General features: G+C 63.6%; 15 protein-coding genes and 1 riboswitch. Of the genes, 6 read left to right on the top strand and 9 right to left on the bottom strand.

The features are described 5' to 3' along the window. The first annotated feature begins 28 nt into the window (after positions 1–28). Entirely contained in the window at positions 29–646 is a 618-nt protein-coding gene (trhA, locus tag PPA02S_RS15345) for a PAQR family membrane homeostasis protein TrhA (protein ID WP_028631918.1), read from the top strand. Here trhA and PPA02S_RS15340 read toward each other — a convergent pair. Further along, positions 643–1,362 (bottom strand): 16S rRNA (uracil(1498)-N(3))-methyltransferase, encoded by a 720-nt coding sequence (locus PPA02S_RS15340; protein ID WP_028631917.1) that lies wholly within the window; start codon positions 1,360–1,362, stop codon positions 643–645. The two genes, trhA and PPA02S_RS15340, sit on opposite strands and share 4 nt — an antisense overlap. Before the next feature lie 65 nt (positions 1,363–1,427). Then, positions 1,428–2,834, bottom strand: coding sequence for an adenosylmethionine--8-amino-7-oxononanoate transaminase (locus PPA02S_RS15335; RefSeq protein WP_028631916.1), 1,407 nt, complete (start codon positions 2,832–2,834; stop codon positions 1,428–1,430). Positions 2,835–3,041: 207 nt separating this feature from the next. Between PPA02S_RS15335 and PPA02S_RS15330 the strand changes: the two genes are divergently transcribed. From PPA02S_RS15330 to PPA02S_RS15320, 3 genes are all read left to right on the top strand, one after another. After that, the gene (locus PPA02S_RS15330) at positions 3,042–4,931 is read left to right on the top strand and encodes a flavin monoamine oxidase family protein (RefSeq protein WP_028631915.1); all 1,890 of its coding nucleotides are present in this window, start codon (positions 3,042–3,044) and stop codon (positions 4,929–4,931) included. 208 nt (positions 4,932–5,139) lie between these two features. Beyond that, the gene (locus PPA02S_RS15325; protein WP_028631914.1) at positions 5,140–5,691 is read left to right on the top strand and encodes a cytochrome b; all 552 of its coding nucleotides are present in this window, start codon (positions 5,140–5,142) and stop codon (positions 5,689–5,691) included. Between the two features lie 33 nt (positions 5,692–5,724). After that, positions 5,725–6,303: a YceI family protein gene (locus PPA02S_RS15320; protein ID WP_028631913.1), complete on the top strand. Its 579-nt coding sequence runs from the start codon at positions 5,725–5,727 to the stop codon at positions 6,301–6,303. Positions 6,304–6,354: 51 nt separating this feature from the next. On the opposite strand, the gene rhlE2 is transcribed toward PPA02S_RS15320, so the two are convergent. The 5 genes from rhlE2 to ahcY form a co-directional block, all read right to left on the bottom strand. Then, on the bottom strand, positions 6,355–8,226 hold the full coding sequence (rhlE2, locus tag PPA02S_RS15315) for an RNA helicase RhlE2 (RefSeq protein WP_028631912.1): 1,872 nt from the start codon (positions 8,224–8,226) through the stop codon (positions 6,355–6,357). Between the two features lie 218 nt (positions 8,227–8,444). Further along, positions 8,445–9,233 carry a substrate-binding periplasmic protein gene (locus PPA02S_RS15310; protein ID WP_028631911.1) on the bottom strand — a complete coding sequence of 263 codons (789 nt, stop codon included), beginning with the start codon at positions 9,231–9,233 and terminating at the stop codon, positions 8,445–8,447. A 63-nt stretch (positions 9,234–9,296) separates the two neighbouring features. Further along, entirely contained in the window at positions 9,297–10,367 is a 1,071-nt protein-coding gene (locus tag PPA02S_RS15305) for a hypothetical protein (RefSeq protein ID WP_028631910.1), read from the bottom strand. Positions 10,368–10,459: 92 nt separating this feature from the next. Continuing rightward, the gene (gene metF / locus PPA02S_RS15300) at positions 10,460–11,305 is read right to left on the bottom strand and encodes a methylenetetrahydrofolate reductase [NAD(P)H] (RefSeq protein ID WP_028631909.1); all 846 of its coding nucleotides are present in this window, start codon (positions 11,303–11,305) and stop codon (positions 10,460–10,462) included. 174 nt (positions 11,306–11,479) lie between these two features. Next, entirely contained in the window at positions 11,480–12,889 is a 1,410-nt protein-coding gene (gene ahcY / locus PPA02S_RS15295; RefSeq protein WP_028631908.1) for an adenosylhomocysteinase, read from the bottom strand. A 21-nt stretch (positions 12,890–12,910) separates the two neighbouring features. Further along, positions 12,911–13,007: riboswitch (S-adenosyl-L-homocysteine riboswitch) on the bottom strand. 178 nt (positions 13,008–13,185) lie between these two features. Between ahcY and PPA02S_RS15290 the strand changes: the two genes are divergently transcribed. Continuing rightward, positions 13,186–13,587 (top strand): acyl-CoA thioesterase, encoded by a 402-nt coding sequence (locus PPA02S_RS15290; protein WP_028631907.1) that lies wholly within the window; start codon positions 13,186–13,188, stop codon positions 13,585–13,587. A 66-nt stretch (positions 13,588–13,653) separates the two neighbouring features. Here PPA02S_RS15290 and PPA02S_RS15285 read toward each other — a convergent pair whose 3' ends face one another. After that, entirely contained in the window at positions 13,654–14,889 is a 1,236-nt protein-coding gene (locus tag PPA02S_RS15285; RefSeq protein ID WP_028631906.1) for a cation:proton antiporter, read from the bottom strand. A 281-nt stretch (positions 14,890–15,170) separates the two neighbouring features. Here PPA02S_RS15285 and PPA02S_RS15280 point away from each other — a divergent pair, with 281 nt between their 5' ends. After that, positions 15,171–15,557, top strand: coding sequence for an MAPEG family protein (locus PPA02S_RS15280; protein WP_028631905.1), 387 nt, complete (start codon positions 15,171–15,173; stop codon positions 15,555–15,557). An 18-nt stretch (positions 15,558–15,575) separates the two neighbouring features. Here PPA02S_RS15280 and mltA read toward each other — a convergent pair whose 3' ends face one another. Then, positions 15,576–16,727: a murein transglycosylase A gene (mltA, locus tag PPA02S_RS15275; protein ID WP_028631904.1), complete on the bottom strand. Its 1,152-nt coding sequence runs from the start codon at positions 16,725–16,727 to the stop codon at positions 15,576–15,578. Between the last annotated feature and the right edge of the window lie 21 nt (positions 16,728–16,748).

The following is a 16,748-nucleotide window of genomic DNA, read 5'->3' as shown; positions in this document are numbered from 1 at the left end:
TGCCGCTTGATGAAAGGTCTTCTAGCACATGTATTACGGTGAACGTTTCAATGCCTGGACCCACCTGGTGGGTGCGGTTCTGGCCTGTATCGGTGCCATCTGGCTGATCGTCAGCGCGGGGCTGCAAGGCGACCCGTGGAAGATCGTCAGCTTCTCGATCTACGGCGGCACGCTGCTGCTGCTGTACAGCATCTCCACCCTTTACCACAGCACCCGTGGGCGGGCGAAGGTGATCATGCGCAAGCTCGATCACCTGTCCATCTACCTGCTGATTGCCGGCAGTTACACACCGTTCTGCCTGGTGAGCCTGCGTGGCCCCTGGGGCTGGAGCCTGTTTGGCGTGGTGTGGGGGCTGGCCGTGCTGGGCATGTTGCAGGAGATCAAGCCACGCTCCGAAGCGCGGGTACTGTCCATCATCATTTACGCGGTGATGGGCTGGATCGTGCTGGTGGCGGTCAACCCGCTGCTGCATACGCTGGGCAGCGCCGGGTTTGCCTGGCTGGCCGCAGGCGGGGTGTTCTATACCGTGGGTATCATCTTCTTCGCCTTCGACCGGCGCTTCCGTCACTGGCACGGCATCTGGCACCTGTTCGTGATCGCCGGCAGCCTCATGCACTTCGTGGCGGTTTCGTTCTACGTGCGTTAGAAGTCGCCCCACAGTTGCTGCGCCACGGCCAGTGCCACCACCGGAGCGGTTTCGGTGCGCAGCACACGCGGCCCAAGGCGTGCGGCCTGGAAACCGGCCGCCTTTGCCTGCTCGACTTCGTGGTCGTTCAGGCCGCCCTCTGGGCCGATCAGGAAGGCCAGGGTAGCGGGCCTGGCATGGCTTGCGAGTGGTTCGGCCACCGGGTGCAATACCAGCTTGAGGTCGGCTGCGGTGTTGGCCAGCCAGTCCGCAAGCGTCTGAGGGGGGTGAATGACAGGTAGCGTGGAGCGCCCGCATTGCTCGCAGGCGCTGATCGCCACCTGGCGCCAGTGAGCCAGGCGCTTGTCGGCACGTTCGTCCTTCAGGCGCACTTCGCAGCGTTCGCTGACAATCGGTGTGATCTGGCTGACACCCAGTTCGGTGGCCTTCTGGATCGCCCAGTCCATGCGTTCGCCCCGTGACAGGCCCTGGCCCAGGTGAACCTGCAAGGGGGAGTCGGCCTGGCCTGAGACGGCCTGGTCCAGGGTGACGCGCACGGTCTTCTTGCCCACTTCCAGCAGCTGCCCGCGGTACTCCTGGCCGCTGCCATCGAACAATTGCACGGCATCGCCGGGGGCCATGCGCAGTACGCGGCCAATGTAGTGGGCCTGGGCTTCGGGCAGGTCGTGCTCGCCGATGCTCAGGGGGGCGTCGATGAAGAAGCGGGACAATCTCATGGGTCAGGCTCTGATGAAAGGGGCACAGGGCGGGTGGCGGAGGAGGGCATTGCCCCCGAGCGCTGTCAGCCGGGGTCGCGGAAGTCGGGATGGAAGTTGCTCGGTACGGCAACGCTGACGCTGTCGCGGGTGGCAATGTCGATGCCTTCGCTGGCCACTTCCGCCAGGAAGTCGATCTGCTCTGGCGTGATCACGTACGGTGGCAGGAAGTACACCACGCTGCCCAATGGGCGCAGCAGGGCGCCGCGGGTCAGTGCATGCTCGAATACCTTCAGGCCACGGCGCTGCTGCCACGGGTAGGCGACCTTGCCGGCCTTGTCCTGGACCATCTCGATGGCCAGTGCCATGCCGGTCTGGCGTATCTCCGCCACATGCTTGTGGTCGGCGAGGTGCGCCGTGGCCGTGGCCATGCGCTTGGCCAGGGGCTTGTTGGCTTCGATCACGTTGTCCTGTTCGAAGATATCCAGGGTGGCCAGGGCCGCTGCACAGGCCAGCGGGTTGCCGGTGTAGCTGTGCGAGTGCAGGAACGCGCGCAGGGTCGAGTAGTCGTCGTAGAACGCCTGGTACACCTTGTCGGTGGTCAGGCAGGCAGCCAGCGGCAGGTAACCGCCGGTCAGGGCCTTGGACAGGCACAGGAAGTCGGGGCGGATGCCGGCCTGTTCACACGCGAACATACTGCCGGTGCGGCCAAAGCCGACGGCGATCTCGTCATGGATCAGGTGCACGTCGTAGCGGTCGCACGCTTCGCGCAGCAGTTTGAGGTACACCGGGTGGTACATGCGCATGCCGCCCGCGCCCTGGATCAGGGGCTCGATGATCACCGCGCTGATGGTGGCGTGGTGCTCGGCCAAGGTCTGTTCCATGACGGCGAACAGGGTGCGGGAGTGTTCTTCCCAGCTGACGCCCTCGGGGCGCAGGTAGCAATCGGGGCTCGGCACCTTGAGGGTATCGAGCAACAAGGCCTTGTAGGTTTCGGTGAACAGCGGCACATCACCTACCGACATGGCGGCAATGGTTTCGCCGTGGTAGCTGTTGGTGAGGGTGACGAAGCGCTTTTTGTCCGGTTTGCCGACGTTCTGCCAGTAATGGAAGCTCATCTTCAGCGCCACTTCGATGCACGACGAACCGTTGTCACCGTAGAACACCCGGTCGAGCCCGGCCGGGGTCATGGCCACCAGGCGCTCGGACAGCTCGATCACCGGCTGGTGGCTGAAGCCCGCCAGAATCACATGCTCCAGCTGGTCCACCTGGTCCTTGATGCGCTGGTTGATACGCGGGTTGGCGTGGCCGAACACGTTCACCCACCAGCTGCTCACCGCATCCAGGTAGCGCTTGCCCTCGAAGTCTTCCAGCCATACGCCTTCGCCGCGCTTGATCGGTATCAGGGGCAGGTGCTCGTGGTCTTTCATCTGCGTGCAGGGGTGCCACAACACCTTGAGGTCGCGTTGCATCCACTGATCGTTGAGGCCCATGAGCACTTCTCCTGGTTTGCGGCGTGGTTCGGCGGGTAAGCCTAAGCAAAGGCGCGGTGCAGGACAACCCGGCAGAAAAAGTGATTTACCTGAAGCACTTGATATCACCACGCTGGCAGGCCTTGCGGCGCTGACGTATTCTAGCGCCTCTCTCGGGGCATTCCGCCTCTCCCCGTTTTTGTAACCCCTGACTCGGAGTTTGCCGATATGGCTGCTGCTTGGGTGCGCCTGTGCGCGCTGGTATTGATTGGTGTGTCCAGCGGCGCCGCGCTGGCGAGTGACAAGACGCCCACGGCGATTGTGGTGGGCGGCGGTATGGCGGGCCTCACGGCCGCTTACGAGTTGCAGAACAAAGGCTGGCAGGTGACTGTGCTGGAAGCCAAGCCTGGCATGGGCGGGCGCTCGGGCCTGGCCACCAGCGAATGGATCGGCAATACCAAGGCGCAGCCGGTACTGAACCAGTACCTGGACCGCTTCAAGCTCGACACGTTGCCCGCGCCCGAGTTTGTCCGTACCCCTGGCTACCTGATCGATGGCGAGTATTTCAGTGCCGCCGACCTTGCCGTGAAGCAGCCGGCCACCGCCGAGGCGCTCAAGCGCTACGAAAAAACCGTCGATGACCTGGCGCGCTCCATCGACGACCCGCTGAAGCCACAGGCGACCAGCACGCTGTTCGCCCTGGACCAGATCACCGTGTCTTCCTGGCTGGACAAGCTGCAGTTGCCCGCCACCGCCCGCCAGCTGGTCAACCAGCAGATCCGTACCCGTTACGACGAGCCGTCGCGCCTGTCGCTGCTGTACTTCGCCCAGCAGAACCGCGTGTACCGTGATGTGAGCGACCGCGACCTGCGCGCGGCACGCCTGCCAGGCGGCAGCCCGGTACTGGCCCAGGCTTTCGTCAAGCAACTGAAAACCATCAAGACCAGCTCGCCAGTCACCGCCATCGTGCAGGACAAGGACGGCGTGACCGTGAAGGTGGGCAGCGTGGGCTACCGCGCCGACTACCTGGTGATGGCCGTGCCGCTGCGTGCCTTGGCCAAGATCCAGATGACCCCCGGCCTGGACAACCAGCACCTGGCGGCGATCAAGGGCACCAACTACGGCTGGCGCGACCAGCTGATGCTCAAATTCAAGAAGCCGGTGTGGGAAAGCCGCGCGCGCATGTCGGGCGAAATCTACAGCAACACTGGCCTGGGCATGCTGTGGATCGAGCCGGCCCTGAAAGGCGGTGCCAACGTGGTGATCAACCTGTCGGGTGACAATGCCCGCCTGTTGCAGGCCTTCGGCGACAAGCAGATGGCCGACCAGGTGCTGATCCGCCTGCATGCCTTCTACCCGCAGGCCCGTGGCGCCTTTACCGGGTACGAAGTGAAGCGCTACAGCGCAGATGTGGGTACCGGCGGCGCGTACCTGGCCTATGGCCCAGGCCAGATCAGCAAGTATTGGCGGCTGTGGGAGCGCCCGGTGCAGCGCGTAGCGTTTGCCGGTGAGCATACCGATGCGTTGTACCCTGGCACCCTGGAAGGTGCCCTGCGCAGCGGCCAGCGGGCCGCCAGCCAGGTGCAGGACCTGCTTGCCGGCAAGTCGTTCGACCCGGTCAAGGCAGCGCCAGTGGCCGCCACGGCGGCTGCCGGTGCTGCTGCAGCCAAGCAGGGCAAGGGTGGGTTCTTCTCCAACCTGTTCGGTGGCTCCTCCGACAAGGCCGATGCAGCGGACACGGCGCCGGCCAAAGCAGACGCAAAACCTGCTGACAAGGCCGAGCAGGGCAAGCCAGGCTTCTTCTCGCGGCTGTTCGGCGGTGGCGACAAAGCACCCGAGCCAGCTGCCAAGGCGGATGAAGTAGCGCCAGCGCCGGCTCCAGCCCCTGAGGCTGCGCCTGTGCCCGCACCTGCGCCCGCGCAGCCGGCACCCGCACCGGTGGCCAAGCCCGCGCCTGCCAAGCCAGCTGCGGCCAAGCCTGCCACAAGCAAGCCGGCGCCCGCCAAGCACACCCCTGCCCACAAGCCGGCCCACAAGCCTGCTGACGCCAAAAAGGCCCCCGCCAAGGCAGCACCTGCGAAGAAAGCAGTGACTGATACCCAGGCCAAAGCGGGCTGACCTGCAGACAGCGCCGGTGCCATCGCCCATGAGCGGCGATGGGCCGGCGCTAACAGCCGTCATTCAACGCCTTCCGTTAACGTTTCCTTAATAACGGCTCGTAACAATTGCTATCGGATTTCTCGATAATCCATAGCAATTTTTTCCGCTTTTATTCGATACGTTTCGCGCTAGTCTGTGCACAGCTTTCACGGGGAAGTAGGTCATCATGCAACTGCGCAATTCACCTTCACGCTACGGCGTTGTCAGTATGGTCATGCATTGGGGCGTGGCGCTCACCGTTTTCGGGTTGTTCGGTCTAGGCCTCTGGATGGTCGGCCTCGACTACTACAGCCCGTGGCGCAAGGCAGGCCCTGACCTGCACAAGAGCATCGGCCTGGTGTTGTTGGCCGTCATGCTGCTGCGGGTACTGTGGCGCTTCGTCAGCCCGCCGCCACCGGCACCTGCCAGCCACGGCCCGCTCACGCGGGTGGCTGCAAAGCTTGGGCATCTGGGCCTGTACCTGGGGTTGTTTGCGCTGATGACTGCCGGGTACCTGATCTCCACCGCCGATGGCGTTGGTATTCCGGTGTTCGGCTTGTTCGAAGTGCCTGCACTGGTCAGCAACCTGCCGGACCAGGCCGACGTGGCTGGGGTGGTACACCTGTGGCTGGCGTGGGGCGTGGTGATCTTCGCGGGGTTGCATGGCCTTGCTGCACTCAAGCACCATTTCATTGACCGTGACGCGACCCTCACCCGCATGCTGGGCCGCAAAGCTTGATCCTCAACTCAATTGCAAAGGAAGGAAGTGACGATGTTGAAAAAGACTTTTGCCGCTCTGGCGCTCGGTACCGCTCTGCTCTCCGCCGGCCAGGTCATGGCTGCCGAGTACAAGATCGACAAGGAAGGCCAGCACGCATTCGTTGACTGGAAGATCAGCCACCTGGGCTACAGCTTCATTCACGGCACCTTCAAGGACTTCGACGGCAACTTCAGCTGGGACAGCGCCAAGCCTGAAGCCAGCAAGATCAGCGTCGACCTGAAAACCGCCAGCCTGTGGTCGAACCATGCCGAGCGTGACAAGCACATCGCCAGCGCCGATTTCCTGGATGTGAAGAAATACCCGGATGCCAAGTTCGTCTCCACCAGCGTCAAGTCCACAGGCGAAAAAACCGCTGACGTGACCGGTGACCTGACCCTGCATGGCGTGACCAAGCCGGTCACCTTCAAGGCCACCTTCAATGGTGAGGGCAAGGACCCATGGGGCGGCGAGCGCGCAGGCTTCAATGCCACCACTACCCTTGACCTGAACGACTTCGGTATCAAAGGCCCAGGCCCGACTTCGCAGACCCTGGATCTGGATATCAGTGTTGAAGGCGTGAAGCAGAAGTAATAGCTGTGCGTTGAATGAGAAAGGGGCCGCTAAGCGGCCCCTTTTTTGTTATCAGCCCTTGCGCGTTAACAACGCAGGGCGCTCACCGCGTGGGCGGGCGGGCAGGTCTTCCAGTTGCTCAGGCGTCGGGAAACGGTCGAGCTTGGATTCCTTGCGGATGATCACCGGCTGGCTCTGCGGCTGGCGAGGGCTGCGCACGGCCGGCTCGGCGTCTTCGCGGGCTGGGCGGCCACGGCCTGCGCCACCATCACGGCGGGCACCGCCACCATTGTGGGCACGGGGCGGGCGCTTTTCACCGGCACCGGAACGTGGCTGGCCGCCATTGCGGGCCTGACCGCCGCCGCCTCCGTTGCTGCGCTGTTGGCCATTGCCTTGCCCCTGGCCCTGACCGCCAGGGCGACGGTTGCGGCCCTGGCCCTTGCCGTTCTGGTAAGGGCTGACGTAGTCGGCACGGTTACCGAAGTTGTCCACATCGTCATCCAGGAACACTTCTGGGTCACGGTCGGCAGGCGCCTTCGGGACACTGCTGTTGCTGGCCTGCTGGCGCGGCTTGTTGTCCCGCGGTTTGCGTGGCTGCTGCTGGCGCTCGCCACTGGCCTGCTTTTCGGCGGGCTTGTCTGCAGCCTGCTGGCGTGTCCGGCCTTTGTCCTTGCCCTTGTCCTTGCGGCCGCCGTTGGCGTCCTTGCTGCCTTCGCCACGGGCCTGCTGGTTGCGCCCGCCGCGGCCGTTGGGCTGCTGGCGCTCGCGCACTTCCGGCTTTTCGGCCTCTACCTGGCTGGCGTCGAAGCCCATGAGGTCGCCGTCGGCGATTTTCTGCCGGGTTACCCGCTCGATGCTCTTGAGCAGTTTCTCTTCGTCGGGTGCAACCAGGGAAATCGCTTCCCCCGAACGGCCGGCACGGCCAGTACGGCCAATACGGTGTACGTAGTCTTCTTCTACGTTGGGCAGTTCGAAGTTGACCACATGGGGCAGTTGGTCGATGTCCAGGCCACGCGCTGCAATGTCGGTGGCAACCAGTACGCGCACGGTGTTGGCCTTGAAGTCAGCCAATGCCTTGGTGCGGGCGTTCTGGCTCTTGTTGCCGTGGATGGCCGCGGCGGTGAGGCCGTGCTTTTCCAGGTACTCGGCCAGGCGGTTGGCGCCGTGCTTGGTGCGGGTGAACACCAGAACCTGCTCCCACGCGCCGAGGGTGATCAAGTGCGCCAGCAGGGCGCGCTTGTGGCTGGCGGGCAGGCGGTAGACGCGCTGCTCGATACGCTCGACGGTGGTGTTGGGCGGGGTGACCTCGATACGCTCCGGGTTGTGCAGGAGCTTGTCGGCCAGGTCGGTGATGTCTTTGGAGAACGTAGCCGAGAACAGCAGGTTCTGGCGCTTGGACGGCAGGCGTGCCAGCACTTTCTTCACGTCATGGATGAAGCCCATGTCGAGCATGCGGTCGGCTTCATCGAGAACCAGGATTTCAACGTGGGCCAGGTCGACCTTGCCTTGGCCTGCCAGGTCGAGCAGGCGGCCTGGGCAGGCGACCAGTACGTCGACACCCTTGGCGATGGCCTGCACCTGCGGGTTCATGCCGACACCGCCGAAGATGCAGGCGCTGACCAGTGGCAGGTCACGGGCATACACCTTGAAGCTGTCGTGCACCTGGGCTGCCAGCTCGCGGGTTGGGGTAAGTACCAGTACGCGGGGCTGACGCGGGCCGTGGCGCTGCGACTTGTCGGGGTGGCCGGCGGGGAACAGGCGCTCGAGGATCGGCAGGGCGAAACCGCCGGTTTTACCCGTACCTGTCTGTGCGGCAACCATCAGGTCGCGGCCTTGCAACACGGCGGGAATGGCCCGCTGTTGCACGGGGGTCGGCTGGGTATAGCCCGCAGCTTCGATAGCGCGGACAAGAGCCTCGGAGAGACCGAGGGAAGCAAAGGACATGGGCAATCCTGTTCTCGTGTGGGCTGGGCCCGTAGGGATGTTCTGCCTGGCGCGACGGGCATCTGTAGGATGCGATCGCGTCCGGTCCAGCTGGGCTTTCACTGCACATCCGGGAAACGGAAGGCTGACGCCAGGGTGCGTCTATGCCGATCGGGATGCCTGTTGCGAGGCCGAGCGTCCGGGCGTGAGCCGGGCGGGAAGGCCCGAGTATAACAGAGCTAGCGCGCTGTGCTGCTTTCCTGCTGCTCAACGGCGTCAAGAATGTTTTTGGAGTCGTTTATGTAACGCTCGATGATGGCCGCATAGGCGGGCTCCTGCTTGAAACGCCGCAACTCCTCGGTAAAAGCGTGGGCCAGGGCCTCGCGGCCGGGCTTGCGCACGAGGCCCAGGAACTGCGCCTTGCGGCTGATCACCAAGGGCAACGGTTCGACCTGCTGTTGCAGGCCCATGTGCTGGATCAGGTACTGGCCCACCTTGCGGTCGGTGATCGCCAGGTCGATGCGCCCCAGCACCAGCTTGCCGAAGTTGGCCTCATGGGTGGGTGCGGCCTCGCGTTGAAAGGCCGACGCCTGGTTGAACGCGGCTCCGTAGTCATAGCCAGGTGAGGTACCGATACGCAGGTTGCCGAGGTCGTTGAGGTTGTCGACCGAGTGCCGGCGTGCGTTCGCCTGGAACAGCACGAATTCCACCACCGACATGGGTTCTGCCGGGAACAGCAGGTAGGGGTGACGCGCGTCTGACTGGAAAATATCCATGACACCATCGGCCTGGCCCTGTTCGACCATCGCCAGGCAGCGTTTCCAGGGCATGAACTGCCATTCAACCTGTACCCCCAGGCGTGCGAACACCTGGGTGGTAACTTCGACGTCGATGCCGCGTGGTTGGCCCTCTTGTTCATACACGTAGGGTGCCCAGTCATCACTTACCAGACGCAGCCGCTCGCCCAGCGCCAGAGGGCTGAGGCAGGTAAGCAGCAGGGTCCAGAACAGGCAGGCGTAATGGCGCATGGCCGGAGATTACGCGCTCGGCCAGGCCAAGGCCAGTACCCGATGGCAAGCCCCCGGCGCGCTCTAGCGCGCCCTCATCAGGTGGGCCTCGACATCCTTGCGCCGCTCGCCCAGCGACAGGCGCAGCCCCGGGTGGCGCAGGCATTGGCGCACATGCTCGGGCGCCACGTGGCCGCACCGGCCGGTGAGGTTCTCCAGTGCCTTGTCCCACCACGCCGGTGCGCACGCCCGGTCGAATTCGTTGGGGTAGGGGTAACAGCCGTACAGCAGCTCGCGTGCGAATTGGCGCTCACGGCTGGGCAGGGTGAGGGTGAGGGCCTTGTAGCCCAGGCGGTGCAGTACTGGCGGGCGGGGCAATTGGTCATTCACCTTCGCCACATCCGCCAGCGCAGCAGCGCTCAGCAGGTCGTGGCCATGCTTGCGCAGCCAGGCCTGGATCTTGGCGCGAAACTGCGCCTTGTGGCTCCAGTAGTGGTGGATCACGTCGGTGCATTCATGCACTGCCAGCCTGCGGTAGGCGGCCACCGCCAGGCAGAATTCTTCCAGTGCGTAGGCTTCTGGTGCCACGGGGTGCAGTTCGTCCATCAACGCGAGCGCATGGTCGAGGGTGCCGGCATCGCCCCGGGCCAGGCCGATGACACCTGAATTGACCATGGGCATGCTGTCGTCAGCCAGCCCGCGTTCTGCCAGGGTAGCGTGCAGCTTGCGGTACAGCACGCTGTGCCTGTCGGCGCCGTAGCGCGGGCCGATGGCATTGCACAGCAGGCGGCCCGAAGCCACGCGGTTGAACAACTGCATGGGCGACTGGCGGAAAAACGTATCAGTGTCGATCAGTACTGCCAGTGGGTGCTGCTGCAAGACCTGGCGCAAGACCACATGCTTGCTGCGAAAGTGGTACCCGTGCGGTGCATTCCAGGCTTGGCGGGTGGCGTCGTCGATGAAGTGGGTGGTAATGGGTAGCCCGCTGTAGGGCTGCAGGTTGTCGGTGTACACCTGGATATCCAGGTACTCGCCAGCGGCAGCGTTCAGGCAGGCAAGGGCACTGACGATGCTGAAGCAGGCTTCCTGATGGTAGGTGGCGGGGCCGAAGGCCAGGTAGACGAGTTGGGGGCGTGGCGGCTGGGCATACGGCATGGCAGGCAGGACCTGTTTAACCCGGAAAAGAAGAAGGCTTCAGCCTATGGCCAAAGCCTTAATTTTTTCTTAAGCCGCTATGACAAAACGTGTCAGCGAGGCAGCTTCAGGTTGTTCCAGATCGCCATGCTCGGCTCGGCCTGGTTCAGGGTATAGAAGTGCAGGCCCGGCGCGCCGCCTTGCAGCAGCTCTTCGCACATGCGGGTGATCACCTCTTCGCCAAACGTCTGGATGCTGGCAGTGTCATCGGCATAGGCTTCGAGCTGCTTGCGGATCCAGCGCGGGATCTCGGCACCGCAGGCGTCGGAGAAGCGCGCCAGCTTGCTGTAGTTGGTGATCGGCATGATGCCGGGCACCACCGGGATATCCACACCCTGCTGCTGTACCCGCTCAACGAAATAGAAGTAGCTGTCGGCGTTGAAGAAGTACTGGGTGATGGCGCTGTCGGCACCGGCCTTGACCTTGTGCACGAAGTTGGCCACATCGGCCTCGAAGTTGCGCGCCTGGGGGTGCATCTCGGGGTAGGCGGCTACCTCCAGGTGGAAGTGGTCGGCGGTTTCCTGGCGGATGAACTCGACCAGGTCACTGGCGTAGCGCAGTTCGCCGCTGGCCATGCCCATGCCCGAGGGCAGGTCACCGCGCAGGGCAACGATGCGCTTGATACCCGCCGCCTTGTATTCGGCCAGCAGTGCGCGCAGCTCGGCCTTGGTGTCGCCCACGCACGACAGGTGCGGTGCGGCAGGTACCTTCACTTCGTTTTCCAGTTGCAGCACGGTATTGAGCGTGCGGTCGCGCGTGGAGCCCCCTGCACCGTAAGTGCAGGAGAAGAAGTCCGGGTTGTAGGTAGCCAGCTGGCGGGCAACGCCCATCAGCTTTTCATGACCGGCGTCGGTCTTGGTCGGGAAGAACTCGAAACTGTAACGGCGTTCCTGTGACATCACTCGTTCCTCAGGCAGCAAGCGCCAAGCCGAAAGCGGCAAGCGGCAAGCTGCAAGTAAAAGCCAGATCGGTTATGGCCGATCTGGCTTGGGCATCGTTCGTCAATCTTTAAGCTGCAAGCTGCAACGGCACGGTCTGCCTTTACTTGCCGCTTGAAGCTTCAAGCTTGCCGCTTAATACCGGTAAGCATCAGGCTTGAATGGGCCTTCGACGGTGACGCCGATGTAGTCGGCCTGTTGCTTGGTCAGCTGGGTCAGCACGCCGCCGAAGCCACGGACCATTTCCAGGGCCACTTCTTCGTCCAGCTTTTTCGGCAGTACTTCAACTGTCAGGCGCTCGGCCTTTTTCTCGGCCGAGAGGTCGGCGTACTTCTGCTCGAACAGGAAGATCTGTGCCAGTACCTGGTTGGCGAACGAGCCATCCATGATGCGGCTTGGGTGACCGGTAGCGTTGCCCAGGTTCACCAGGCGGCCTTCGGCCAGCAGGATCAGGTAGTCATCGTTCTGCGGGTCGAAGTTGCCAGCGCCGGTGCGGTGGATCTTGTGCACCTGCGGCTTGACCTCTTCCCAGGCCCAGTTCTTGCGCATGAAAGCGGTGTCGATTTCGTTGTCGAAGTGACCGATGTTGCACACCACAGCACGCTTCTTCAGGGCCTTGAGCATGTTGGCATCGCAGACGTTGACGTTACCGGTGGTGGTGACGATCAGGTCGATCTTGCCCAGCAGGGCCTTGTCGATGCTGGCTTCGGTGCCATCGTTGATACCGTCGATGAACGGCGAAACCAGCTCGAAGCCATCCATGCAGGCCTGCATGGCGCAGATCGGGTCCACTTCGGTGACCTTGACGATCATGCCTTCCTGGCGCAGCGACTGCGCCGAACCCTTGCCCACGTCACCGTAGCCGATGACCAGCGCCTGCTTGCCCGACAGCAGGTGGTCGGTGCCGCGCTTGATGGCATCGTTCAGGCTGTGACGGCAGCCGTACTTGTTGTCGTTCTTGCTCTTGGTGACCGAGTCGTTGACGTTGATGGCCGGCACTTTCAGCTCGCCTTTGGCCAGCATGTCCAGCAGGCGGTGCACGCCGGTGGTGGTCTCTTCGGTCACGCCGTGGACGCGCTCGAGCACTTGCGGGTACTTCTTGTGCAGCAGTTCGGTGAGGTCGCCACCGTCATCGAGCACCATGTTGGCGTCCCATGGCTGGCCATCCTTGAGGATGGTCTGCTCCAGGCACCACTCGTATTCCTGCTCGGTTTCGCCTTTCCAGGCGAACACAGGGATGCCGGCGGCGGCGATGGACGCGGCGGCCTGGTCCTGGGTGGAGAAGATGTTGCAGGACGACCAGCGCACTTCGGCACCCAGGGCGACCAGGGTTTCGATCAGCACGGCGGTCTGGATGGTCATGTGGATGCAGCCCAGGATCTTCGCGCCCTTGAGCGGCTGTTCGGCCTGGTATTTGCGGCGCAGGCCCATCAGTGCAGGCATTTCCGATTCGGCGATGATGGTTTCGCGACGGCCCCAGGCGGCCAGGGAGATGTCGGCGACTTTGTAGTCGGTGAAACCAGCAGGCATGTTTGCAGCGCTCATCAAGAGCCTCCATTCGTAGTGTGCGAATGGGCGCCGTTGTGCGTTGAGCGTCCGCAGGAGCGGACAACGCCCCATCCGAGCCTGACAGGCCTAGCCTGCTGCAGCGCCCCTCGGACAGGTGGCGGGCATGGCCCCGCTGTGGGCAGCCATGTGAAACGGCGACGATTATAGCCGCGAGCGGCACCATCCCCAAGGTTTTCTGTCGATTAATCGAGACGATAGTCGATGTTCAATGGAGCGGCGCCGGCCGCTCTGCCATGATGGCTGCACGTAAGCCAGTGTGTTCAGGAGTACAGATGAACTTTCACACCCGCAAGTGGGTTAAACCCGAAGACCTCAACCCTAATGGCACCTTGTTCGGCGGCAGCCTGCTGCGCTGGATCGACGAAGAGGCCGCGATCTACGCCATCGTCCAGCTGGGTAACCAGCGGGTGGTGACCAAGTACATGTCGGAGATCAACTTCGTCAGCGCCTCGCGCAAGGGTGACATCATCGAGCTGGGCATCACCGCCACCGAGTTTGGCCGTACCTCCATCACCCTGCGCTGCGAAGTGCGCAACAAGATCACCCGCAAGAGCATCCTCACGGTCGAGCGCATGGTGTTCGTGAACCTGGGCGAAGATGGCCTGCCGGCGGCGCACGGGCGTACCGAGATCAAGTACGTGCAGGACCAGTTCCCCGACTCTGCGGTGGAATAGCTGTACATCGCCGGCAAGCCGGCGATGTTCTTCAGGTCAGGTCAGGTCAGGTCAGGTCAGGTCAGGTCAGGGCTGCGCGCTGACTTTGCGCACCACGCGCCCGATGCTCAACCCCTGCACCAGAATCGACGACAACACCACGATGTAGGTAATCGACAGCAGCAGGTCACGTTCCTCGCCCAGCGGCAGCGACAGCGCCAGGGCCACGGATACCCCGCCGCGCAGGCCGCCCCAGGTCAGCACCCGCACCGTGCCCTTGGGTACCGGGCGCCAGCGGCGCAGCAGGACGATCGCCGGTGCCACGGTGAGCAGCCGCGACAGCAGCACCGCCAGTGCCAGCACGCTGCCAGCCGCCAGGTGCATCCAGTTGAACGGCAACAGCAGCAGCTCCAGGCCGATCAGGGCGAACAGCAGCGCATTGAGCATGTCGTCGATCAGTTCCCAGAAGCCGTCCATGTAGCGGCGGGTCATGTCGTTCATCGCCAGGTTGCGCCCCAGGTTGCCGATGATCAGGCCCGCGACCACCATGGCGATCGGTGCCGACACGTGCAGTTCGTAGCACATGGCCGAGCCGCCAATCACCAGCGCCAGGGTCAGCATCACCTCCACCTGGTACTGCTCGACGCTCTTGATCATGCGGTAAGTGGCGTAGCCGATCAGGCCGCCGAACAGCACGCCGCCGATGGCCTCGCGGGCGAACAGGATCGCCGTGTCGCCCATGCTCGGCGTTTCGCCCAGCTGAATGATGCCCAGCAGCACGGTGAACACCACCACGGCCGTGCCGTCGTTGAACAGCGACTCGCCCACGATGGTGGTCTTGAGCGGCTTGGGTGCATTGGCGGTACGCAGCGCACCCAGCACGGCGATAGGGTCTGTGGGGGAGATCAGTGCACCGAACAGCAGGCAGTAGATCAGCGGTACCTGCCAGCCGAACAGGGCGAACACCCAGTGTGACAGGTAGCCGATCACCACGGTGGCGATCAGCACGCCGACGGTGGCCAGCAGGCCGATGGGCCAGCGGTAGTTGCGCAGGTCGGAGAGGTTGACGTGCAGGGCGCCGGCAAACAGCAGAAACGCCAGCATCCAGTGCATCAGCAGGTCATTGAAGTCGATCTGGTTCATCAGCCCTTCGACGCGGGCTTCCAGGCCAGGGAAGCCGATGAGGCTCAGGCCCTGCAGCAGCAGTGAGAACAGCAGCGCCGTCACCATCACGCCGATGGCGGGGGGCAGGCCGATGAAACGATAATTGACGTACGTAAGCAGGGTGGTCAGGCAGATAAACGCGGCAACTAATTCGAGCATCCCAATTCCTGTAAAAGTGGCTTCCAAGTCTTTACCCGAATAGCTCGGGCAGTTCTTTGATGACCTGGCGAGGGGTTCGGGACACAGGGTTTGACCGGATTGCTGGAAAACGTTCCAGGCCGTGGCCCCATTGCTCTATGGTCATCGGCTGTGCAAGCGTGAGGACACGGGCTGCCTCGAAGAACCTTTTAGCGGGCCGGGACTCCTAGCTTGCGGGCGGGTGCTGGCCCGCAAGCTGGTGATGAAGCTCTGAACCGACAACTGAACGAGGAACCCTGTCCATGACCGTTGCCCTGTGGTGCATCCTGATCGCGATGATCCTGCCGCCGCTCTGCGCGCTGATCGCCAAACTTGCCAGTGGCCGTTTCGGCGCGAAGCACAACCATGACCCGCGTGCCTTCCTCGACACCCTGTCCGGCCTGCCGCGCCGCGCGCACGCCGCGCAGCAGAACGGCTACGAGGCGTTTCCGGCGTTCGCCGCCGCGGTGCTGGTGGCTGACATCGTCGGCAATGCCGAGCAGGTCACCCAGGACGTGCTGGGGGTGATGTACATCACCAGCCGCTTGCTCTACATCATCTGCTACCTGGCCGACTGGGCAATATTGCGTTCGCTGGTGTGGTTCGCGGGCCTGGCGATCATCGTGGCGTTTTTCGTGGTCTCTGCCTGACGCCAGGCGCGGTGGGTGTCACGGCACCTTGGGTACTTCTGGCAATGGCATGCCTTTGGGCCACAGCATCCAGATCTGCCCTTGCTGCTTCATGTTGCCGGCCAGCTCGCCTGCCGCTGGCCCGGTCCCCCAGAACAGGTCTGCGCGTACTTCGCCGGTGATGGCCCCGCCGGTATCCTGGGCGCCCACCGGCCGTACCACGGGGGTGCCGTCAGGGCGTGTGGTGGATAGCCACAGCAGGCTGCCCAGGGGGATCACCTTGCGGTCGATGGCCACGCTGTACCCTGCAGTCAACGGCACGTTCAGCGAGCCGCGCGGGCCTTCATTGCTGTCCGGGCGGGTGCTGAAAAACACGTAGCTGGGGTTGCTGGCCAGCAGTTCAGGCACACGCTGCGGGTTGGCCTGGGCCCATGCATGGATGGCGCCCATGCTCACGTCTTCCTTTTTCAACTGGCCCTGTTCCACCAGCCAGCGGCCAATGGGGCGGTAGGGGTGGCCGTTCTGGTCGGCATAGCCCAGGCGCAGCTGGCGGCCATCCTCCAGTTGCACCCTGCCGGAACCCTGTATCTGCAGGAACTGCAGGTCCATCGGGTCGGTGAGCCAGGCCAGTACCGGTGCTTTCACGCCGTCCCGGTTGATCACCTCGGCGGTGTCGTAGGGCTTGAGTACCCGGCCGTCCAGGCGCCCGCGCAGGCGCTTGCCCTTGAGCTCGGGGTAGATGCTGGCCAGGTCCACCACGATCATGTCGTCCGGCGGCCCATAAACAGCCACATGGTTGGTGGCCGACGGGCTCAGGCTACCGGGGTAGACAGGCTCGTAGTAGCCGGTGATCAGGCCGGTGGCGCTGTTTTCGGCAGAGCGCAAGCCATACACCTGCAGGTTCTGCTCAAGGAATGTACGCACCTGGGCAGCGCTTGCGCTGTCGCTGCCGGCGGCTTCGCAGGTGGCTGCCCACACCGGGTCACGCCTGAGTTTTTCACAGCCACTGCGCCAGGCATAAAAGCCCGCCAGCAAGTCTTCATCACTGACGGCAGGCAGGTCTTGCCAAGTGGCCGGGGCGTAGGTGGCGACGGCGTGGGGTTCGGGTTTTGCGTTGTCGCCGCCATTGCAACCGGCCAGCAGGGCCAGTACCGGGAGCGTCCAGGCCAGGTGGCGCAGGGCATGTGTCATGGGTTGCATTCCTAGAGAGGG

The organism is Pseudomonas parafulva NBRC 16636 = DSM 17004 (genome assembly GCF_000730645.1).
In the GTDB taxonomy this organism is placed as follows: Bacteria; Pseudomonadota; Gammaproteobacteria; order Pseudomonadales; family Pseudomonadaceae; genus Aquipseudomonas; species Aquipseudomonas parafulva.
Note: the sequence above shows the minus strand (reverse complement) of the source record. Positions and strands in the feature narration are given on the sequence as shown.

Excerpts from the sequence above, each read along its gene's own strand:
- trhA (WP_028631918.1), top strand. The coding sequence starts at position 29 with ATGTATTACGGTGAACGTTTCAATGCCTGGACCCACCTGGTGGGTGCG.
- PPA02S_RS15340 (WP_028631917.1), bottom strand. The coding sequence starts at position 1,362 with ATGAGATTGTCCCGCTTCTTCATCGACGCCCCCCTGAGCATCGGCGAG.
- PPA02S_RS15335 (WP_028631916.1), bottom strand. The coding sequence starts at position 2,834 with ATGGGCCTCAACGATCAGTGGATGCAACGCGACCTCAAGGTGTTGTGG.
- PPA02S_RS15330 (WP_028631915.1), top strand. The coding sequence starts at position 3,042 with ATGGCTGCTGCTTGGGTGCGCCTGTGCGCGCTGGTATTGATTGGTGTG.
- PPA02S_RS15325 (WP_028631914.1), top strand. The coding sequence starts at position 5,140 with ATGCAACTGCGCAATTCACCTTCACGCTACGGCGTTGTCAGTATGGTC.
- PPA02S_RS15320 (WP_028631913.1), top strand. The coding sequence starts at position 5,725 with ATGTTGAAAAAGACTTTTGCCGCTCTGGCGCTCGGTACCGCTCTGCTC.
- rhlE2 (WP_028631912.1), bottom strand. The coding sequence starts at position 8,226 with ATGTCCTTTGCTTCCCTCGGTCTCTCCGAGGCTCTTGTCCGCGCTATC.
- PPA02S_RS15310 (WP_028631911.1), bottom strand. The coding sequence starts at position 9,233 with ATGCGCCATTACGCCTGCCTGTTCTGGACCCTGCTGCTTACCTGCCTC.
- PPA02S_RS15305 (WP_028631910.1), bottom strand. The coding sequence starts at position 10,367 with ATGCCGTATGCCCAGCCGCCACGCCCCCAACTCGTCTACCTGGCCTTC.
- metF (WP_028631909.1), bottom strand. The coding sequence starts at position 11,305 with ATGTCACAGGAACGCCGTTACAGTTTCGAGTTCTTCCCGACCAAGACC.
- ahcY (WP_028631908.1), bottom strand. The coding sequence starts at position 12,889 with ATGAGCGCTGCAAACATGCCTGCTGGTTTCACCGACTACAAAGTCGCC.
- PPA02S_RS15290 (WP_028631907.1), top strand. The coding sequence starts at position 13,186 with ATGAACTTTCACACCCGCAAGTGGGTTAAACCCGAAGACCTCAACCCT.
- PPA02S_RS15285 (WP_028631906.1), bottom strand. The coding sequence starts at position 14,889 with ATGCTCGAATTAGTTGCCGCGTTTATCTGCCTGACCACCCTGCTTACG.
- PPA02S_RS15280 (WP_028631905.1), top strand. The coding sequence starts at position 15,171 with ATGACCGTTGCCCTGTGGTGCATCCTGATCGCGATGATCCTGCCGCCG.
- mltA (WP_028631904.1), bottom strand. The coding sequence starts at position 16,727 with ATGACACATGCCCTGCGCCACCTGGCCTGGACGCTCCCGGTACTGGCC.